Annotated in this window: 17 protein-coding genes; 8 read left to right on the top strand and 9 right to left on the bottom strand. The window is 68.8% G+C overall.

Annotated elements, in window-relative coordinates; genetic code table 11:
- Nucleotides 1–11 precede the first annotated feature (11 nt).
- Complete coding sequence (locus QSV35_RS07955) at nucleotides 12–1,064, bottom strand: Gfo/Idh/MocA family protein (protein WP_286288127.1); 1,053 nt, start codon at nucleotides 1,062–1,064, stop codon at nucleotides 12–14.
- Between the two features lie 151 nt (nucleotides 1,065–1,215).
- Between QSV35_RS07955 and QSV35_RS07950 the strand changes: the two genes are divergently transcribed.
- The 4 genes from QSV35_RS07950 (at nucleotide 1,216) to QSV35_RS07935 (ending at nucleotide 5,441) form a co-directional block, all read left to right on the top strand.
- Nucleotides 1,216–2,283 (top strand): LacI family DNA-binding transcriptional regulator, encoded by a 1,068-nt coding sequence (locus QSV35_RS07950; RefSeq protein ID WP_286288126.1) that lies wholly within the window; start codon nucleotides 1,216–1,218, stop codon nucleotides 2,281–2,283.
- An 81-nt stretch (nucleotides 2,284–2,364) separates the two neighbouring features.
- Nucleotides 2,365–3,357, top strand: a complete 993-nt coding sequence (locus QSV35_RS07945) for an SIS domain-containing protein (RefSeq protein WP_286288125.1) — start codon at nucleotides 2,365–2,367, stop codon at nucleotides 3,355–3,357.
- Nucleotides 3,357–4,286, top strand: coding sequence for a PfkB family carbohydrate kinase (locus tag QSV35_RS07940; RefSeq protein WP_286288124.1), 930 nt, complete (start codon nucleotides 3,357–3,359; stop codon nucleotides 4,284–4,286). The genes QSV35_RS07945 and QSV35_RS07940 overlap by 1 nt, the downstream gene beginning before the upstream one ends.
- 9 nt (nucleotides 4,287–4,295) lie before the next feature.
- The gene (locus tag QSV35_RS07935) at nucleotides 4,296–5,441 is read left to right on the top strand and encodes a LacI family DNA-binding transcriptional regulator (RefSeq protein WP_286288123.1); all 1,146 of its coding nucleotides are present in this window, start codon (nucleotides 4,296–4,298) and stop codon (nucleotides 5,439–5,441) included.
- Here the strand turns inward: QSV35_RS07935 and QSV35_RS07930 are convergent.
- From QSV35_RS07930 to QSV35_RS07920, 3 genes are all read right to left on the bottom strand, one after another.
- Nucleotides 5,419–6,162 (bottom strand): GntR family transcriptional regulator, encoded by a 744-nt coding sequence (locus tag QSV35_RS07930; RefSeq protein WP_286288122.1) that lies wholly within the window; start codon nucleotides 6,160–6,162, stop codon nucleotides 5,419–5,421. The genes QSV35_RS07935 and QSV35_RS07930 overlap by 23 nt on opposite strands.
- 94 nt (nucleotides 6,163–6,256) lie before the next feature.
- A complete protein-coding gene (locus QSV35_RS07925) occupies nucleotides 6,257–7,042 on the bottom strand; it encodes a PfkB family carbohydrate kinase (protein WP_286288121.1) in 786 nt (261 codons plus the stop codon).
- 11 nt (nucleotides 7,043–7,053) lie between these two features.
- Entirely contained in the window at nucleotides 7,054–8,067 is a 1,014-nt protein-coding gene (locus QSV35_RS07920) for an SIS domain-containing protein (protein ID WP_286288120.1), read from the bottom strand.
- 288 nt (nucleotides 8,068–8,355) lie between these two features.
- Here QSV35_RS07920 and QSV35_RS07915 point away from each other — a divergent pair, with 288 nt between their 5' ends.
- From QSV35_RS07915 to QSV35_RS07900, 4 genes are read left to right on the top strand one after another with little or no spacing between them, the layout of a single operon-like run.
- The gene (locus tag QSV35_RS07915; RefSeq protein ID WP_286288119.1) at nucleotides 8,356–9,675 is read left to right on the top strand and encodes an ABC transporter substrate-binding protein; all 1,320 of its coding nucleotides are present in this window, start codon (nucleotides 8,356–8,358) and stop codon (nucleotides 9,673–9,675) included.
- Between the two features lie 13 nt (nucleotides 9,676–9,688).
- The gene (locus tag QSV35_RS07910) at nucleotides 9,689–10,660 is read left to right on the top strand and encodes a carbohydrate ABC transporter permease (protein WP_286288117.1); all 972 of its coding nucleotides are present in this window, start codon (nucleotides 9,689–9,691) and stop codon (nucleotides 10,658–10,660) included.
- Nucleotides 10,654–11,514 carry a carbohydrate ABC transporter permease gene (locus QSV35_RS07905; RefSeq protein WP_286288116.1) on the top strand — a complete coding sequence of 287 codons (861 nt, stop codon included), beginning with the start codon at nucleotides 10,654–10,656 and terminating at the stop codon, nucleotides 11,512–11,514. The genes QSV35_RS07910 and QSV35_RS07905 overlap by 7 nt, the downstream gene beginning before the upstream one ends.
- Before the next feature lies 1 nt (nucleotide 11,515).
- Nucleotides 11,516–12,169 carry an HAD family hydrolase gene (locus QSV35_RS07900; RefSeq protein ID WP_286288115.1) on the top strand — a complete coding sequence of 218 codons (654 nt, stop codon included), beginning with the start codon at nucleotides 11,516–11,518 and terminating at the stop codon, nucleotides 12,167–12,169.
- 23 nt (nucleotides 12,170–12,192) lie between these two features.
- Here the strand turns inward: QSV35_RS07900 and QSV35_RS07895 are convergent, their stop codons facing one another.
- From QSV35_RS07895 to rhaS, 5 genes are all read right to left on the bottom strand, one after another.
- The gene (locus tag QSV35_RS07895) at nucleotides 12,193–13,578 is read right to left on the bottom strand and encodes a rhamnulokinase (RefSeq protein WP_286288113.1); all 1,386 of its coding nucleotides are present in this window, start codon (nucleotides 13,576–13,578) and stop codon (nucleotides 12,193–12,195) included.
- A 127-nt stretch (nucleotides 13,579–13,705) separates the two neighbouring features.
- The gene (locus QSV35_RS07890; RefSeq protein ID WP_286288112.1) at nucleotides 13,706–15,736 is read right to left on the bottom strand and encodes a bifunctional aldolase/short-chain dehydrogenase; all 2,031 of its coding nucleotides are present in this window, start codon (nucleotides 15,734–15,736) and stop codon (nucleotides 13,706–13,708) included.
- A gap of 11 nt (nucleotides 15,737–15,747) precedes the next feature.
- On the bottom strand, nucleotides 15,748–16,917 hold the full coding sequence (gene rhaI / locus QSV35_RS07885; RefSeq protein WP_419956828.1) for an L-rhamnose isomerase: 1,170 nt from the start codon (nucleotides 16,915–16,917) through the stop codon (nucleotides 15,748–15,750).
- Nucleotides 16,911–17,276 carry an L-rhamnose mutarotase gene (locus QSV35_RS07880; protein WP_286288110.1) on the bottom strand — a complete coding sequence of 122 codons (366 nt, stop codon included), beginning with the start codon at nucleotides 17,274–17,276 and terminating at the stop codon, nucleotides 16,911–16,913. The genes rhaI and QSV35_RS07880 overlap by 7 nt, the downstream gene beginning before the upstream one ends.
- A 64-nt stretch (nucleotides 17,277–17,340) precedes the next feature.
- The gene (gene rhaS, locus QSV35_RS07875; protein WP_286288109.1) at nucleotides 17,341–18,378 is read right to left on the bottom strand and encodes a rhamnose ABC transporter substrate-binding protein; all 1,038 of its coding nucleotides are present in this window, start codon (nucleotides 18,376–18,378) and stop codon (nucleotides 17,341–17,343) included.
- Nucleotides 18,379–18,390: the final 12 nt, after the last annotated feature.

Here is an 18,390-nt window from a genome sequence, read left to right as displayed (position 1 = left end):
TCCTTCTCGCTTCATCGGTCTTGAGCGACCCCGTGCGCGCGCTCGATCAGTTCGAGTGCGTCCACGGCGTCGATGGGGTCGACGGGCACCGGCCCGCCGTCGCGGATCGCGGCGGCGAGCTCGCGATAGAACCCGCCGTAGTCGCCGCGCTCGGTCGGGACGGGCGCCGCCGCGCCTTCGGCGCCGAGCAGTCCCCAACGGTCGTGGGGCGTCACCCCGTAGGCGGGGTCGCGCGGCGAGATCCCCGCGGCGAGCGCGGCCTCCTGTCCGTCGAGCCCCCACGTCGTATATCCGGCGACCGCGCCGAGCACGCGGAAGCGCGGGCCGGGCTGCGGGGCCATCGAGCTCATCCACAGATGCGAGATCGGGCCGGATCCGTGCCGCAGGGCCAGGAACGCGTCGTCCTCGGCGGGAGCGCCGGGTCTGCGGATGGCCAGCTCGGCGTAGACCTCGTCGACGGGGCCGAACAGGCGCAGCGCCTGATCGATCAGATGGGCGCCCAGATCGTAGAGGATGCCGCCGCCCGCGGCGACTCCCGCCCGGGACTTCCACGATTCGCGGGGCCGCGGCTTGAACGTCTCGAATCGCGATTCGAATCGCGCGACGTCGCCGAGGGCTCCGTCGCCGATCAGGCGTCGAACGGTGAGGTAGTCGCCGTCCCATCGCCGATTCTGGAAGACCGTGAGGCGACGGCCTGCGTTCGCGGCGCGCGCGGCGAGGGCGCGCCCTTCGGCGGAGGTGACGGTGAAAGGCTTGTCGACCACGACGTCCAGGCCCGCGTCGATTGCGGCCGTGGCCAGCTCCGCATGCGTCGCTGGTGGCGAACCGAGCACGACGAGGTCGAAGTCGTCCGCCCGCCGCAGTAGGTCGTCAATGGTCGTGACCCTCGCCGTTCGAGGGTGGAGGCGTCCGGCTTCGGCGGTGCGCGCCGGGTCGGCGGTGACTATCGCGTCGAGCGAGTAGTCGGGGGACGCGGCCAGCAGCGGTGCATGGAAGACCCGGCCGGAGACGCCGAAGCCGACGATCGCCGTGCGGATCGGGCGGGCGATGGCGGCGTCGTTCATGCGGAGCACCTCTGGGACGGATCGCTGGCTGATGTCGTGGGCTGCAGGCCCGGCCACTCCAAGTGGTACCGGTCTCACTACACTGGGAGCGTAATCGCCGAGGGGAACCGTCGTCAACCGGGACCGCGCCGTGCGAACGAGAGGGGATGACGTGGACAGAGCTGTCGGACGCCGTGAGGTCACCATCCGCGACGTGGCTGCGGCCGCACAGGTCTCGAAGGCCACCGCGGCCCGCGCGCTCGGCGACTACGGCGCGGTGCGCGGCGAGGTCCGCGAGCGGGTCCGTCGCGCAGCGGCGCAGCTCGGCTACCGTCCGAACGCGGTCGCGCGGACGATGTCCACGGGCCGCTCGCAGACGATCGGAATGGTGGTCGGCGACATCCAGAACCCGTTCTTCGCGCAGGCGGCGCGAGGTGCCTCGGACGCGGCCGATGCCGCGGGGTACGAGCTGATCCTGTCGAACTCCGACGAAGCCGGCGCGACCGAGACGAAGGCGATCGGCGTGCAGCTCGACAAGCGCGTCGACGGGCTGCTCATCGCGCCCGCATCTTCCTCGCGCGCCGACGCCCTCCGCGCGGTCACCGACGCCGGCCGCCCGCTCGTGCTGTTCGACCGGACGGTGCCCGGGCTCGAGGCAGACGCCGTGGTCGCGGACAACAGGCGCGGTGCGATCGAGCTGACCCGCCTTCTGACGGATGCGGGGCACCGGCGGATCGCGTTCCTGTCGACGATCGAGCATCCCGGCGGCTATCGGCGGGGGGACATCATCTCGATCTCGTCGGTGGCCGATCGTGTCGCGGGGTTCGAGCACGCGATGCGGGATGCGGGCGCGGACGCGGTCGTGCGACTCGGTGCTCCGCGCGACGACGTCGAGCAGGTGGCCGTCGAGCTGCTCACGGGTGAGGGCGCCGTGACCGCGGTCGTGGCCTCCGACAGCCTGATCGCCCTCGACGTGTACCGGGCCTGCCGCGACCTGGGCTTGCGGATCCCGCGCGACGTCTCGCTCGTCGCCTTCGACGACGCCGATTGGGCGGGACTCGTGGAGCCCGGGATCACCGTCATGTCCCAGCCGATGCACGCGATCGGCGCAGAAGCTGCCGGCATCCTGCTGAGCCGCATCGGGGGCGCGGGCGGTCGCGCCCGGGTCCGCGTCTTCGACCAGGAGCTCATCCTCCGTGGATCCGTCGCTCCACCGCCCGAGCCTTCCGGGCGGCCTTGACCACTGCAGCGTCGTGTGCAAGCATGATCGCGGTGATACCGGTATCACCGACCGCCACGGACCCAGAAGGAGACCGCAGTCGTGCTGAAGTTCAACGAGGAAGAATTCACGTCCCAGCTGTCGAGCGCGGTGGCGCTCCGGCCGGAGATCGAGGCGCTCGTCGCCCAGCTGGGAGACGGCGTGAAGAACGTCTACTTCCTCGGCGCCGGCGGCTCGTACGCCGAGATGATGCCCTACGCCCTGCTCCTGCAGACGAAGTCGACCCTCCCGGGCACGGCGGCCATCGCGCAGGAGTTCGTCCTGGCCCCCGACACCGCGTTCGGTGAGGGCTCTCTCGCGGTGTTCGTGTCGGCCACCGGTTCCACGCCCGACGTCAACACGGCCATCGAATGGGCCAAGGCGCAGGGCGCCACCACGGTCGGCTTCACGGGCGAGGCCGAGAGCCCGTTCGCGACCTCCCTCGACCACGTCTTCCTGTCGAGCGCGCACTCGTACGACATCCAGCTGCTGCTGCTCGTGACCGGTCTCCTGAACGCCCGCGGCGAGTTCGCCGACTACGAGCGGTTCGCGGACCAGCTCGCGCTGATGCCGACGCTCATGGTCGACGTGGCCAAGAAGGCCGACTCCAAGGCCTCGGTCTTCGCGAACAAGCACAAGGATGTCGAGTACCTCTTCGTCGTCGGCTCCGGCAACGTGTGGGGCTACGCGTACCTGTACTCGATGTGCGTGCTGGAGGAGTGCCAGTGGCTGCACACCACGCGCGTGCACGCGGCCGAGTTCTTCCATGGCTCGCTCGAACTGATCGAGAAGGACACCACGACCCTCCTGTTCTACGGCGAGGACGAGACCCGTCCGCTCATGGACCGCGTCCGCAACTTCGTCGACCTCTATTCCGACGACGTGACGGTCTTCGACACGGCGGACTATGCCCTCGAGGGCTTCGACTCCGCGTATCGCGCGCTGGTCTCGCCGCTCGTCATCGGCACGGCTGCGAGCCGCCTCAGCGCCCACCTCGAGCTCGTCCGGAACCACCGACTGGACGTCCGCCGCTACTACCGCGTCGTCGAATACTGATGGCCGCTGCCGTGAAGGTTCTCGGATTCGGTGACAACGTCATCGATCGATTCATCGACAGACGGATCGACTACCCGGGTGGGAACTGCGTCAACTTCGCGGTCTTCGCCCACGAGCTCGGGATCGACGCGGCATACATGGGCGCGTTCGGATCGGACGGGTCAGGCGACTTCCTCCGATCCGAACTCGCCGCCATCGGGCTGGATGTCTCGCACGCGGTCGTGCGCGACGGCGAGACCGGCATCGCGATGGTCGAGGTCGTCGACGGCGACCGGGTCTTCCGCGGGGGGAACGAAGGCGGCGTCAGCGTCCGCGAGCCGATCCTCCTGACCCGTGAGGACCTCCGCTATGTCGACGGCTTCGATCTCGTCCACTCCAGCGTGTATTCGGCGTCGGAGGCCCAGATCCCTCTGCTCTCCGCCGCCGACGTGCTCGTGACCTACGACTTCTCCAGCGAGGATCACTTCCGATCCCCGGAGTACCTGGACCCGCTCGCCCCCCACCTGGATCTCGCGCTCCTCTCGTGCTCGCACCTCGGTGAGGCCGAGACGGGGGAGCTGCTGCGCTCCGTCGTGGCGAAGGGGGCCGGCCTGGCGCTGGGCACCCGCGGCGCCGACGGCTCGCTGCTGTTCGACGGCTCCGAGCTGCATCGGGTGGGTGCGGTTCCGCTCGTCGGCGATCGTCCGATCGCCGACACGATGGGATGCGGCGACGCCTTGCTGGCGGCCGTGGTCTCCTCGCTCCTGGCCTCGGGCTGGCGGAAGGGCGTCGCGCCGTCCGCGGGCGCGATCGATGCGGCGCTGTCCGCGGGATCGTCCTTCGCTGCCGAGCAGTGCTTCATCGACGGGGCCTTCGGCCACGGTCGACCCACTCCGGACAGCGCGCGGCGGCGCGTCGAAGCACGGGTCGACTCCCCCTCCGTCGGGTAAATTGGCGAAATGCCAGCTCGCCACGACGGGGATGCGAAGCCCGCGCACAGGTCCCGATCCGTCTCGTCGCCGACCGTCGCCGAGGTCGCCGCCGAGGCGGGCGTCGGCAAGGCGACCGCAGCCCGCACCCTCGGGAACTACGGCGCGGTGAGCCCGGAGGCCCGGGCGCGGGTGCTCGCGGCGGCCGAGAAGCTGCACTACCGGCCGAACAGCCTCGCACGCAGCATGACGACCGGTATCACCCAGACGATCGGCGTCGTGGTCGCCGACATCAGCAACCCGTTCTTCGCCGGGGTGATGCGGGGCATCGCCGATGCATGCGACACGACGGACTACACGGCCATCGTTCTGAGCACGGACGAGAAGCTCGCGAAGGAGCGATCCGCGATCGGGGTGCTCATCGACAAGCAGGTGGATGCGATCATCATCGCGTCCGCGGCGCTCCAGCCCAACGAGACCGCACACATCCTGGAGGCGATGAGCCGACGCATCCCGATCGTCCTGATCGACCGCAAGGTGCGCGGCCTGGATCTCGACGCCGTCGTCATCAACAACCGGGAGTCGGCGCACGACGCCGTCCGGCGCTTCGTCGAGCTCGGGCACCGCAGGATCGCGTTCGTGTGGGGGCCGACCGCCCGCGAGCGCGCCGCCGACCGCCGTCGTCTGCTGGCGTTGGCCGAGAGCTGGCTGTGGAGCGATGCCGAGCGCCTCCGCGGCTACCTCGACGCCCTCGACGAGGCGGGCATCCCCTTCGATCCGGAACTCGTGACTCACTGCGAGTACAACGAAGAGGTGACGGTCGGGGCCGTCGGCGAGATGCTCGCGCTCCCGGATCCCGCCACCGCGATCCTCACCACCGAGACCGATGCGATGGTGGGGACGTTGCGCGCCATCCGCGCGGCCGGCCTCGTCCACCCCCGTGACGTCTCGGTGATCGGCTTCGACGACAGCTCGTGGGCGAGCGTCATGGAGCCACCCCTGACGATGATCGCGCAGCCGATGCTGGAGCTCGGTCGCGCGGCGGCGCAGCACGCGTTCGCCCGGATCGCCGGCGACGACGGGGATGCGGTCGTGGAGGCCATCCCGACGACCTTCATCCCGCGCGAATCGGTCGCCTCCCCGCGGACGCGGATCAGCGCTGCCGACGGACGTTGAATCCGATGGCCGCGCCGCGGTGGTAGTCCTCCGCGAGGAGAACGCGGCGGCCTGTCCGCGTGAGACAGGTCTCCGTCACGAGCAGCCAGGGTCCGAGGCCGGTGAGCCGGTGCCTGCGCGCGATCTCGAAAGGGAGCTCGACCGCGCTGATGCGCGCGACGGATGACGTCACCTGCTGCCCGTACGCTTCGAGCGACTCGGTCAGCGGTGCCGACCAGTCGCGGTGGGCGATCGGCCCGGGCAGTGCGTCGCGCAGCACGTGGTCGACGCTGAACACGAGCGGTTCGTCGTCGCCGTAGCGCAGGCGCGCGAGGCGGATCAGCGGTGTCCCCGGTTCGACTTGCAGGCTCTCCGCCTGCGCCGCGTCCGCCTCGACTTCGCCGACCGAGAACACGGACGTCGTGACGGCATAGCCGAGTCGCGAGAGCATCTCGGAGACGCCCTCGTATCGCGTGATGGGGCGTTCCACGATCGCCGCGGCGATCGCCGAGACGAAGCGGCCCTTGCCCTGGACCGCGTCGACGAGCCCCTCCTCCTCGAGCCTCTTGAGAGCCTCGCGAATGGTGGACCGCGCGACGCCGAAGCGCTCTGCCAGGCGTGCCTCCGTCGGCAGCCGGTCGCCAGGCACGAGCCCGTCGTCTGCGATGAGCTGCGCGAGCTCGTCGCGCAGGGAGGGGGTGGATGCGCGGCCGCCCGTCGTCGCGCTGTGCGCCGCCGTCATCGATTCTCCCGCGCGGTGCGACCGGGGAGCGTCCTCATCCCCTCATCCTCGCATCTCGGACGAGCGCCTCCTGGCGGAGCGTCGCCGCTCGCCGTCACTGCGGGAAGCCCCCGACGTGCCCGCACGTGCGCGCGGCGACGCGGGCGCCGGCCTCGAGGGCGCCGAGCACCGGGGTTCCGCTGCGCCGCGCGGCGATGAAACCCGCGATGAAGCTGTCTCCGGCTCCGGTCGTGTCGACCACGTCCACCGGCACGGCGGTGCACCGCCAGTCGTCGCGCCCGTCCGAGGCCAGGGCGCCCTCCGCGCCGCGCGTGACCACCGCCAGTCCTGCGCCCCCGGACAGGGCGTCGCCCGCGGCGCGCAGCGCCTTCTGCTCGTCCTCTCCGGTCGAGCAGAAGGCGACGTCGAGCCCGGCGAACCCGGACGACACCGCGCAGTCCTGGCTGATGCTGATATCAGGGGCGAGTCTGCGGAGCCGCGCGACGAAGTCGGCCGCGTGGGGGAGCATTCCGATATGCACCCAGTCGTGCTCGGCGATGCGGGCGAGCTCGGCGTCCGACGGACGATAGCCGGCGGTGACGCCGAACTCCTCGCGGACGAACACGCGGTCGCCCTCCGGCGTCAACCGGATCTCGGTGACCGCGGTCGGGCCGTCCCGGTTGACGAGACCCTCCGTCCCCACCCCGCGGCTGCGGAGGGCCCCGGCGATCTTCCGGCCGTCATCGTCGTCGCCGACGGCCCCGAAATAGGTGACGGCGCCGTCGAGGAGACGCAGCTGCACCGCGACGTTGAGGGCGTTTCCGCCGACGTACTCGGGACCGCCGAGGTAGCGGTCGACGGTGTTGTCGCCGACAACGGCCACGCGCGCGCTGCTCGTCATCGCGGGCGCCGTCAGTAATCGATACGGCGGTAGTAGCGGCGCGTCGTCAGAGGATGGTCCCGCAGCACCTCGAGATGGGCGCTCACGCGCTCGAGGACCGTCGCGACGAGCACGTGGGGGATCAGCGCGCGGACTTCGGGGGAGATGCCCGGAAGGGCGAACTCCGCCGTGTCGATGACCGTCATCCGTTCCGTCACCGAGGGGAGCCAGCGCTCGACCCGCTCGACGAGAGGGCGGGACGCATCCTCGCCCTTGAAGACCAGCACGCTCACTCCGGCCTCCACGAGCTCGAGCGTTCCGTGGAAGAAGTCCGAGGAATGCACGGGGCGGGTGCGGATCCACTGCATCTCCTCCAGGATGCAGGTTCCGTAGTACCACGCCTCCGTCCACGTCGGTCCCGCCGCCGTCACGATGTGATACTCGTCGTGCTGGATGTCGCCGGCGATCTTCGCGGCGGTCTCCTCGAACGCCTCCTTGACGCCGGCGAGGAGACTCGGCAGCGTGCGCAGCTGCGCCAGCGTGGACTCGAATGCGTCGCACCGGCCGAGCCGGTTCAGGATCGACAGCGCGATGACGAGCGACTGGAGATAGAACGACTCCGAGGATGTGTCGTCCTGGGCGAACGTCGTGAAGGCGAAGTCAGCCTTCTGCGCGACGGGCGAGTCCTCATGGGCCGTGAGGCCGATGACCTTCGCACCGCGCTGCTGCGCGTAGTCGAGGACGGCGACGGCCTCGCGGGTGGTGCCGGACAGCGACGGGATGACGACGATCGATCCCGGTCCGAGGTTCGAGGACCCCATGGCGACCAGTTCGGCGGCGTTCTCGAGGTGCACGGGGAAGTCGGAGCTCCGCGAGATGAGCTGGGCGGCGGGCTCCATGAGCTTTCCCGCCCCGCCCGCGCCGAGGAAGAAGACGTTCCGCGCGCCCTCGGCCATGAGCGCCTCGACGCGCTCCTGGAGCGGGCCGGCGAGGTCGAGAGCTCCGTTCTGGATGCGGATGAATCTCTCGGCGTCGAAGTTGAGCATGTTTCGGGTCCTTCCGTCTGCGTCAGCGCGCGGGCAAGTTGTCGGACAACAGTATGTGTGGTCGGATGAGTATTCGTCAACCCGGCCGGATCGCGCGTGATTCCGCGGTTCGCGTCGCGGAGGGCCTGTCCTGAGCGCTGCGCGGAGGCGGCGCAGCCCCGCATCTCGATGCACCTTCCTCAAATCTCGATCGTTACTTTCACTTGATTGACACCGGTCTCAACGAGTGCTTAGACTGCCTCTGACCGCGGCGAGCGGAGCACATTACACAGAGAGGTGAGTGCGAACATGAGGGCATCACGGCAGACGAAGGTCCTTGCGGGGGTCGTCGGTGCAGTGCTTCTTCTCAGCGGCTGCGCGGCGCAGTCCTCGGGAGGTGGCACCAGCAATGCGGACCTGAACAAGGTCGACTACAACGGGACGATCTCGATGGTCAACAAGTTCTCCGACCCGAGCGTGTCGAAGTACTTCCCGGAGCTGGCCAAGGAGTTCGAGAAGGCGCACCCGGGCGTCACCGTCAACGTCCAGCAGGAGTCCGATCAGGGCTACAAGGACAAGATCAAGGTGCTCGCATCCTCGAACAGCATCCCGGACATCTACTTCTCGTGGCCCGGCTCGTACGCGAAGCAGTTCGTCGACGCCGGTCTCGCGCTCGACCTGACCTCTGCCATCGGCAAGGGCACCGCGTGGAACGAGTCGCTCGTGCCCTCGGCTGTCGGCGCCGGCGAGTACAACGGCAAGAACTACGGCGTCCCGATCGACCTCGACGCGAAGTTCATGATGTACAACAAGAAGATCTTCGCCGATAACGGACTGACGGTCCCCACGACGTTCGACGAGCTTCTGAGCACGTGCAAGACCCTGAAGGCCAAGGGGATCACGCCGGTCAACTTCGGCAACAAGGACGGCTGGCCCGCCCTCCACTACGTCACGCAGCTGAACGCCTACAACGTGCCGGCGGACACGCTCGCCAAGGACTACTCGTCGGACAAGAGCTCGTTCACCGACCCGGGCTACGTCAAGGCCCTCGAGCAGTTCAAGCAGCTGATCGACCAGTGCACGACCACGGGCACGACGGGCAACGGCATCGATCACACCGACGCCCAGGTCGCCTTCGGCTCCGACAAGGCGGCGATGATGTACCTCGAATCCCTCGAGATCGGGCTCCTCAAGGACACCCCGCTCGACAAGGACGGCTTCGGACTGTTCCAGCTGCCCGCCCCCGGTGACGCCAACGGCGAGACCGGCTCCCTCGTGGGCGCCCCCGACCTCTTCATGGTCAACCCGAAGTCCCAGCACCCGGCGCTGGCCGTCGCATTCCTCAAGTTCATCGTGTCCAAGACGGGCGCGGCGAAGATGCCCGACCTCATGAGCGGCTACCCGAGCCCCGTGAAGGACTCGCTCGACACAGCGACCACGCAGCCGCAGATCGTCGATGCCATGGACAAGCTCGGCAAGGCGTCGAGCCTCGCGATCTGGCTCGACACCGTCACGGCGCCGCAGGTCGCGCAGGCGTACCTCGCCGGAGGGGAGGCCCTCGTGGGCGGCACCGGGACTCCGGAGAGCGTCATGAAGTCCGTGCAGCAGGCGGCTGCCGGATCGAAGTGAGCGGAGTCCGCCTGTGAGCAACGTCACCGTCACCGAGGCGCTGATCACTCCGAAGAGTGGCCCCGCCGGGCGGCGACAGCGCCCCGTCGGCCGCCGATCGCCCCTCCGGGCGATCGGAGGCTGGCGGTCATTCCTCTGGGTCATCCCGGGGCTCGCGCTGATCGCCGTCTTCGTCTACTACCCGCTGCTCGAGAACATCTACCTGAGCTTCTTCCAGTGGTCGGTCTTCAAGCCCATCCCGGAGTTCGTCGGCGCCGCGAACTACGTCCAGGCCGCCAACGACCCGATCTTCTGGCGATCACTGTTCAACAACACCGCGTACGCCGTCGTCTCGCTGATCTTCCAGGTGGCCGGCGCCCTCGTTCTCGCCGCACTCGTCGAGACGTACGTGCGCAAGCACGGCGGCATCCTCCGCGCGATCTACTTCATCCCGTCGGCGATCTCGCTCACCGTCGCCGGCCTGCTGTTCTACTTCATCTACCAGCCGCAGACCGGGCTGCTCAACGAGTTCCTGCGCGTGGTGGGGCTCGGGCAGTACGCACAGGCATGGCTCGGGCAGGAGTCGACGGCGATCTGGGCGATCATCGTGATGAGCCAGTGGCAGAGCTTCGGGTACACGACGCTCCTGTACTCGGTCGCGATCCAGCGCATCCCACGCGAGCTCTACGACGCCGCGGACCTCGACGGGGTGGGTTCGCTCAGCCGCATCTGGCACATCACCACTCCGCTGGTGCGCGAGATGAGCACGCTGCTGATCATCGTCACGGTGACCGGTGCCTTCCAGGTGTTCAACGAGGTGATGGTCATGACCGCCGGCGGTCCGAACAACAGCAGTCAGGTGCTCGGCACGTGGCTGTACCACGCCGGCTTCATCAACAACGAGTTCGGCTATGCAGCGGCCATCGCCACGGTCGTGTTCGTGATCACGACAGTCCTTGCCGTCGTGCAGCTGGGGATCTCGCGTCGGAGGAGAGTCGAATGGTGACCGCGACCGACAACCGGCCGGTGTCGAGGCTCGGCTTCGCCGGCATCCTCCTGCGTCTGATCATCTGGGGTCTTCTCCTCGTGATGGCGCTGATCGTCATCGTCCCCCTGTTCTGGATGCTGCTGAGCAGCCTCAAGATCAACCAGCAGTTCCTCGCGGATCCGTTCGGCCTGCCCACGACGCTCTTCTGGAAGAACTACGTGGACGCATGGAACCTCGGCGTCGGCCAGTACATGTGGAACAGCGTCATCGTCACGGTCGCGTCGATCATCGCCACGACCCTGATCAGCGCGTGGGCGGCGTTCGGACTGACGAAGCTCACGATCCCGTTCTCGCGCACGGTGCTGTTCCTCATCGTGGGCGGGATGATGCTCGCGCCGACGGTCGCGCTCATCCCGCTGCTGCGCATCCTGCAGGGGCTGGGCATCTACGACTCGCTCCTCGGACTCACGATCCTCTACACGGCCTTCCGCATCCCCTTCACGACGTTCCTCATCCGGTCGTACATGGTGGACCTGCCCTACGAGGTCGATGAGGCCGCGAGGCTGGACGGATGCTCCCGGGCTCAGCAGTTCTGGCGGCTCACTCTTCCGATGTCGATGCCGATCGTCGTGTCCGCCGTCATCCTGCAGTGCCTGTTCGCCTGGAACGAGTACCTGTTCGCGTTCATCTTCGTCAGCAGCACCGACACGATGACGCTTCCGGTCGGTCTCGCGAACCTCGCATCGCGGCTGTCGACGAACTACCCGATGATCTTCGCGGGGATGACGCTCGCGTCGATCCCGATGATCGTGTTCTTCTTCGCGGCGCAGCGCTTCTTCGTCCGGGGCCTCGCCGAGGGCATCGGGAAGTAGCGTGGCGGCCGGCGGAGCACCCCAGCTCGTCATCTTCGACTGCGACGGCGTGCTCGTGGACAGCGAGATCCTGGCGGCCCGGGTCGGCCAGCGCGTGCTGGCCGATCTGGGCTGCGAGGTGTCGCTCGACGAGATCCTCGAACGGTTCGTGGGGGCTTCGTCGGAGGCCTACCGAGCAGGTGTCTCCGAGATGCTCGGGCGCCCTCTGGCTCCGGGGTGGGAGCGTCCGTACAGCGCCTGGTACACCGAGGCGTTCCGCACGGAGCTGCGCGCGGTGCCCGGGATCGCGGAGAGCCTGTTGCAGCTGTCGCTTCCGACCTGCGTGGCCTCGAACAGCGGTCATGCGCGCATCCGAGAATCTCTGCGCACGACCGATCTCCTCACGCACTTCGACGGGCGCATCTTCAGCGCCGAGGACGTCGAGCGCGGCAAGCCGGAGCCGGACGTCTACCTGTGGGCGGCCAAGAGCATGGGGGTGGCGCCCGCCCATTGCGTGGTCGTCGAGGACAGCGTGTTCGGCGTACGCGCGGCACGCGCAGCGGGGATGCGCGTGTTCGCCTACGCCGGCGTGACCTCGGCCGAACGGCTGGCGGGCGAGCGCACCGTGATCTTCGAGAGCATGACGGATCTTCCGAACCTCATCGCCGCGCTGTAGACAGCCCGGCTTCGCCCCCTGACTCAGAGGTGCGGCAGGTAGACCTTCGGCTCGTGCGTGCGCGCCACCAGGTCGCGCAGCGCCTCGAGGGACCCGTTGACGAAGCCGGCCGCGCGGGCTTGGACGAGTACATTGCCGAGCGCGGTCGCTTCGACGGGGCCCGCGGCGACGGGGAGCCCTGCGCGGTCGGCGGTGCGCCGGCAGAGCAGCTCGTTGAGCGCGCCTCCGCCGACGATATGGATGGTGCGGACGTCGACGCCTCCGACGCGGGCGGCGTCCGCCACGGCGTACGCGAAGGCCTGGGCGAGCGACTCGACGATGCTGCGCGCGTATTCGGCGCGGGTACGGGGGCCGGCCTGATCGTGCTCCGCGAACCACGCGTCGATGCGCGCGACCATGTCGCCCGGCGGGAGGAACCGCGGGTCGTCGACGTCGAAGATCGGAGCATGCGCCGTCGCCGCCTCGGCGAGGAGCGCCGGCAGGTCGACGGTCGCGCCGTCGCGCTCCCATGCACGCACGGTCTCGCTCAGCACCCACAGGCCCATCACGTTGCGCAGCAGCCGCACCCGGCCGTCGACGCCGCCTTCGTTCGTGAACCCGGCCTCGCGGGCCGCATCCGTGAGGACTGGGCGCTCCACCTCGACCCCGACGAGACCCCACGTGCCGCACGAGATGTAGGCCGCCGCGTCCGCCTCCATCGGCACGGCGACCACAGCCGACGCCGTGTCGTGCGAGCCGACGGCGACGACCTGCGCGTTGCCGAGCTCGGGGCGCAGCGCCCCGAGCGTCTCACCGGGGGAGATGAGCGCTGGAAGCAGACGGCGCGGGATGTCGAGTTCGTCGATCAGCTCGTCGTCCCACTCGCCGTCCCGGAGCAGACCCGTCGTGGACGCGTTCGTGCGCTCGGCTCGTGCGACGCCTGTCAGCCAGTATCCGATGAGGTCGGGGACGAGAAGAGCGGTGTCGGCGAACGCGAGGATGTCGGGGTCCTCCGCCGCGAACTGGTAGAGCGTGTTGAACGGCAGGAACTGCAGGCCGTTCCGGGAGAAGAGGGCGGGATGCGGCATCCGCTCGTGCACGCGTTCGACCCCTGTTGTCGTGCGCGCGTCGCGGTAGTGGAAGGGTTCGCCGAGGAGGCGCCCGTTGCGCAGCAGCCCGTAGTCGACGGCCCAGGCGTCGATGCCGATGCTCGCGATGCCGGGGTGGGCACGGAATGCGTCGCGGAGCCCCGCGGTGGCAGCGCCGAAGAGCCCGAGCAGGTCCCAGTGCAACCCATCGACCGTGGCGACCGGGATGTTGGGGAAGCGCGCGACCTGCTCGGTCTGCAGCAGACCGCGGCCGACGTGTCCGACGATGACCCGTCCGCTGGTCGCGCCCAGGTCGACCGCCGCGACCGTGCCCGATGTCATGCGCACGCTCCGATCTGCGTTCCGACTCGGCTCGCTCGCTCAACGACCTGCGGAAGGATAGCCGCCGGCCGGTCGTTGACCGAGGGAGCGTCAGCGACCGAGACGAAACGCAGTGGGTCCCCGCTCATCATCGGAGGAAGGCGGCGGCGACGCCGGAGTCGACGGGGATGTGGAGGCCCGTCGTGCGGCTGAGTTCTGGGCCGGTGAGGACGTAGACGGCGTCGGCGACGTTCTCGGGGACGACTTCCCGCTTGAGGATCGTGCGGTTCGCGTAGAACTGGCCGAGGTCCTCTTCCTTCACCCCGTAGGTCGCGGCGCGGTTCGCGCCCCACCCGGAGGCGAAGATCCCGGATCCACGCACGACGCCGTCGGGGTTGATGCCGTTGACCCGGACGCCGTGTTCGCCGAGCTCGACCGCGAGCAGCCGCACCTGGTGGGCCTGGTCTGCCTTCGTCGCGGAGTACGCGATGTTGTTCGGGCCGGCGAAGACGGAGTTCTTCGACGAGATGTAGACGACATCCCCGCCCATCCCCTGCTCGATCAGGGCACGTGCGGCGGCCTTCGCGACGAGGAACGAGCCCTTCGCCATGACGTCGTGCTGGAGGTCCCAGTCCTTCTCCGTGGTCTCCAGCAGCGGCTTCGACAGCGAGAGCCCCGCATTGTTGACGACGAGGTCGATGCCGCCGAACGCGAGCACGGTCGCGTCGATCGCGGCCTGCACCCCGGCGGCTTCCGCCACGTTCGCGGCCACGCCGATCGCGACGTCGCTGTTGCCGAGCTCCGCGGCCGCAGCCTGCGCCTTCTCGAGGTCGAGGTCGGCGACGACCACGCACGCGCCCTCGGCGGCCAGACGCGTCGCGATGGCCTTGCCGATGCCGGATGCCGCGCCGGTGACGAACGCGATGCGGCCCTGGTGCGTCTTCGGCTTCGGCATCCGCTGCAGCTTCGCCTCTTCGAGCGCCCAGTACTCGATGCGGAACTTCTCCGCGTCCGAGATCGGCGCGTAGGTCGACAGGGCCTCCGCGCCGCGCATGACGTTGATCGCGTTGACGTAGAACTCGCCGGCCACCCGGGCGGTCTGCTTGTTCGCGCCGAACGAGAACATGCCCACCCCCGGCACCAGCACGATCAGCGGATCCGCGCCGCGCATCGCAGGCGAGTCGGCATCCGCGTGCGCCTCGTAATAGGCGGTGTAGTCGGCGCGGTATTCGGCGTGCAGTTCCTTCAGCCGGGCGAGGGATGCTTCGACCGAGGCGTCCGCGGGCAGGTCGAGCAGCATCGGCTTGACCTTCGTGCGGAGGAAGTGGTCGGGGCAGCTCGTGCCCAGCGCCGCCAACGCGGGTGCTTTCGAGGTGGCGAGGAAGTCGAGGACGACGTCGCTGTCGGTGAAGTGCCCGACCATCGGCTTGTCCGTCGACGCGAGCCCGCGGATCGTCGGAGCGAGGGCCGCGGCCTTCGCCCGGCGCTCCGCCTCCGGCAGAGCGGCGAACCCGGCACGAACTCCACCGAACGGGTCGGTCTTGCCGTGCGCCCGGATGTGATCGGCGGCCGTGGCGATGATCCAGGTGGAGTTCTGCTCGGCCTCCTCCGACGTGTCTCCCCACGCGGTGATCCCATGCCCGCCCAGGATGCAGCCGACAGCCTGCGGATTCGCGTCCTTGATCGCCGCGATGTCCAGACCGAGCTGGAACCCTGGGCGGCGCCACGGCACCCACACGACCTTCCCCCCGAAGATCTGCGCGGTCAGCGCCTCGCCGTCGGCCGCCGTCGCGACCGCGATCCCGGCATCCGGATGCAAGTGGTCGACATGCGCGGCATCCACCAGCCCGTGCATCGCGGTGTCGATCGACGGCGCCGCCCCGCCCCTGCCGTGCAGGCAGTAGTCGAACGCGGCCACCATCTCGTCCTCCCGGTCGACGCCGGGATACACGGCCCGCAGCGCCCGCAGCCGGTCCAGGCGCAGCACCGCGAGCCCCTCCGGCCTCAGCGTGCCCAGGTCGCCGCCCGACCCCTTCACCCACAGCAGCTCCACCGGCTCCCCGGTCACCGGGTCGGTCTCCATGCCCTTCGCCGACGTGTTGCCACCGGCGTAGTTGGTGTTGCGCGGATCCGCGCCGAGGCGGTTCGAGCGGGCGATCAGATCGTCAACAGTGGTCATCATCTGTCCTTTCACGCGCCCCAGCCGGCCTGGGTGCCGCCGACGCGGTCGGCTTCGATCTGCTGCTGGTAGCCGGAGGCGGCGTACGCGGCCATCGGGTCCGCGGGCAGACCGCGGCTCTCGCGCCACGCGGCGAGGGCGGGCCGGACATCGGTGTAGAACGCATCCATCAGCACAGCGTTCGCGCCGAGCACATCGTTCGCGGACTGCGCCGCCGCGAGAGCGGGACGGTCGACGAGCAGCGCTCGCGCGGTCATCTCCTGCACGTTCAGCACCGAGCGGATCTGCCCAGGGATCTTCGCCTCGAGGTTGTGGCACTGGTCGAGCATGAACGCCACATCCGGGTTGTTCAGGCCTCCGCCGCGGATCACCTGGTCGAGGATGCGGAACAGCTGGAACGGATCGGCCGCGCCCACGATGAGGTCGTCGTCCGCGTAGAACCGCGAGTTGAAGTCGAACGAGCCGAGCTTCCCCAGCCGCAGCAGCTGCATGACGATGAACTCGATGTTCGTCCCGGGCGCGTGGTGACCGGTGTCCAAGCACACCATCGCCTTGTCGCCGAGGGCAGCCACCTGCACGTACGACGTCCCCCAGTCCGGGACGTCCGTGTGGTAGAACGCAGGCTCGAAGAACTTGTACTCGAGCACGAGCCGCTGGTCGTCGCCGAGCCGGTCGTAGATCGTGCGCAGCGAGTCCGCGAGGCGGTCCTGACGGGCGCGAAGGTCGTTCTGACCGGGGTAGTTCGAGCCCTCCGCGAGCCAGATCTTCAGATCGCGCGAGCCCGTGGCATCCATGACGTCGATGCACGCGAGGTGGTGGTCGACCGCCTTCCGGCGGATGCGGTCGTCCTCATGCGTGAGCGCGCCGAACTTGTAGTCGTCGTCCTGGAACGTGTTCGAGTTGATCGTGCCGAGGCGCACCCCGTGGTCTTCCGCGTGCTTGCGCAGGTCGGCGAACGAATCGACCAGGTCCCACGGGATGTGCAGCGCCACCGACGGGGCGAGCCCTGTGTGCTTGTGCACCTGCCCTGCATCCGCGATCTTCTCGTACGGGTCGCGCGGCGTGCCCGGCGTCGCGAACACCTTGAACCGCGTGCCCGAGTTGCCGAACGCCCAGCTGGGCAGCTCGATGGACTGCTGTGCGAGGGAGGCCTCGATGTCTGGGGTGAACGTCGTCACAATGCGTCTCCTTCGGCGGACGTCGTGGATGCCGCGGCCAGCTGGTCCGCGAGGTGGAAGATCTCGGTGAGCGGTGTGGCGGCCTCGTCGGGACGCGCCTCGAGGCCGACGAAGAATCGGCTCATCTCGGCTTCCCAGCGTGCGGCGATGGGGGATGCGGTGAGATACGCCTGCGCCGCGGTGTCGTCGTCGGTCTCGTAGTAGCCGATGAGTCGGCCTCCCTCGGCGACGAACAGTGAATAGTTGCGTCGGCCGGCGGCGGCGATCTCCGCGAGCATCTCCGGCCACACCGGGGAGTGGCGGGCGACGTATTCGTCGAGCAGCTCCGGCTTGATGCGCAGTTCGAAGCACACGCGGGTCATGGATGGCACCTTCCGATCGGTCCGGCCGGCGGTCTGCGCCGCCGGCCGGACCGACGTCGTCAGATCAGAAGTTGAACTTGTCGATGTTGTCCTTGTTGAAGACGTACGGGTCGCCGAGGAGGACCGTCTTGTCGGCGCCGACCTTGAACTCACCGAGCTTGCCGGCCGTGAACGTGTCGCCTTCCTTGCCCGTGATCTCGCCCTTGATGAGCGCCTGCGCCGCGTACGCGGCGAGGTAGCCGAGGTCCTCGGGGTTCCACAGGGCGAACGAGGTCACGGTGCCGTCCTTGACGTACTCGCGCATCTGGTTGGGCGTTCCGAGGCCCGTGAGCGCGACCTTGCCCTTGTAGGCCGAGGTGGACAGGTACCGAGCGGCTGCCGCCACGCCGACGGTCGTCGGCGAGATGATGCCCTTGAGGTTCGGGTGCGACTGCAGGAGCGCTGCCGTCTTGTCGAAGGACGTCTGGTCGTCGTCATTGCCGTACACGACATCGACGAGCTTCACATTCGGGTGATTCGCGGCGAGATCCTTCTTCATGAGGTCGATCCAGGCGTTCTGGTTCGTCGCGTTGGCGGCCGCGGACAGGATCGCGATCTCACCCGCATCGCCGATCTGCTTGGTGATGAGATCCACCTGGACCTTCGCGATGCCCTCCGCCGTGGCCTGGTTGACGAACAGGTCGCGGCAGTCGGGGTTGGTGTCGGAGTCGAAGGTGACCACCTTCACGCCCGCTTTGCGCGCCTGGTCGAGCGCGTCGCAGATCGCCTTCGGATCGTTCGCCGAGACGACGAGGCCGCCGACGCCCTGCTGGGTCGCGGTGTTGATGTAGCTGACCTGGGCATCCGGGGAGGCCTGGGCGGGTCCCACCTGATTGAACGTGCCCTTGAACTCTGCGACGGCCGCCTTGCCGCCCTTGGCGGACGTGTCGAAGTAGGGATTGCCGAGGTTCTTCGGCAGGAAGGTGATCGCGAAGTTGTCCGACTTCCCGGATCCGCTGGTCGAGCCTCCGCTGGAGCCCGTGTCGGCGCACCCGGTGAGCGCGAGTGCGGCCGCGACCGCGATGGCGGCGATGGCGGCGACACGCTTGCGTGCAAACGTCATTGTTCTGTTCCT

Source organism: Microbacterium candidum (assembly GCF_030315975.1).
Classification (GTDB): domain Bacteria; phylum Actinomycetota; class Actinomycetes; order Actinomycetales; family Microbacteriaceae; genus Microbacterium; species Microbacterium candidum.
The sequence above is the reverse complement of the archived record's forward strand: the minus strand, read 5'-3'. Positions and strand labels throughout refer to the sequence as shown.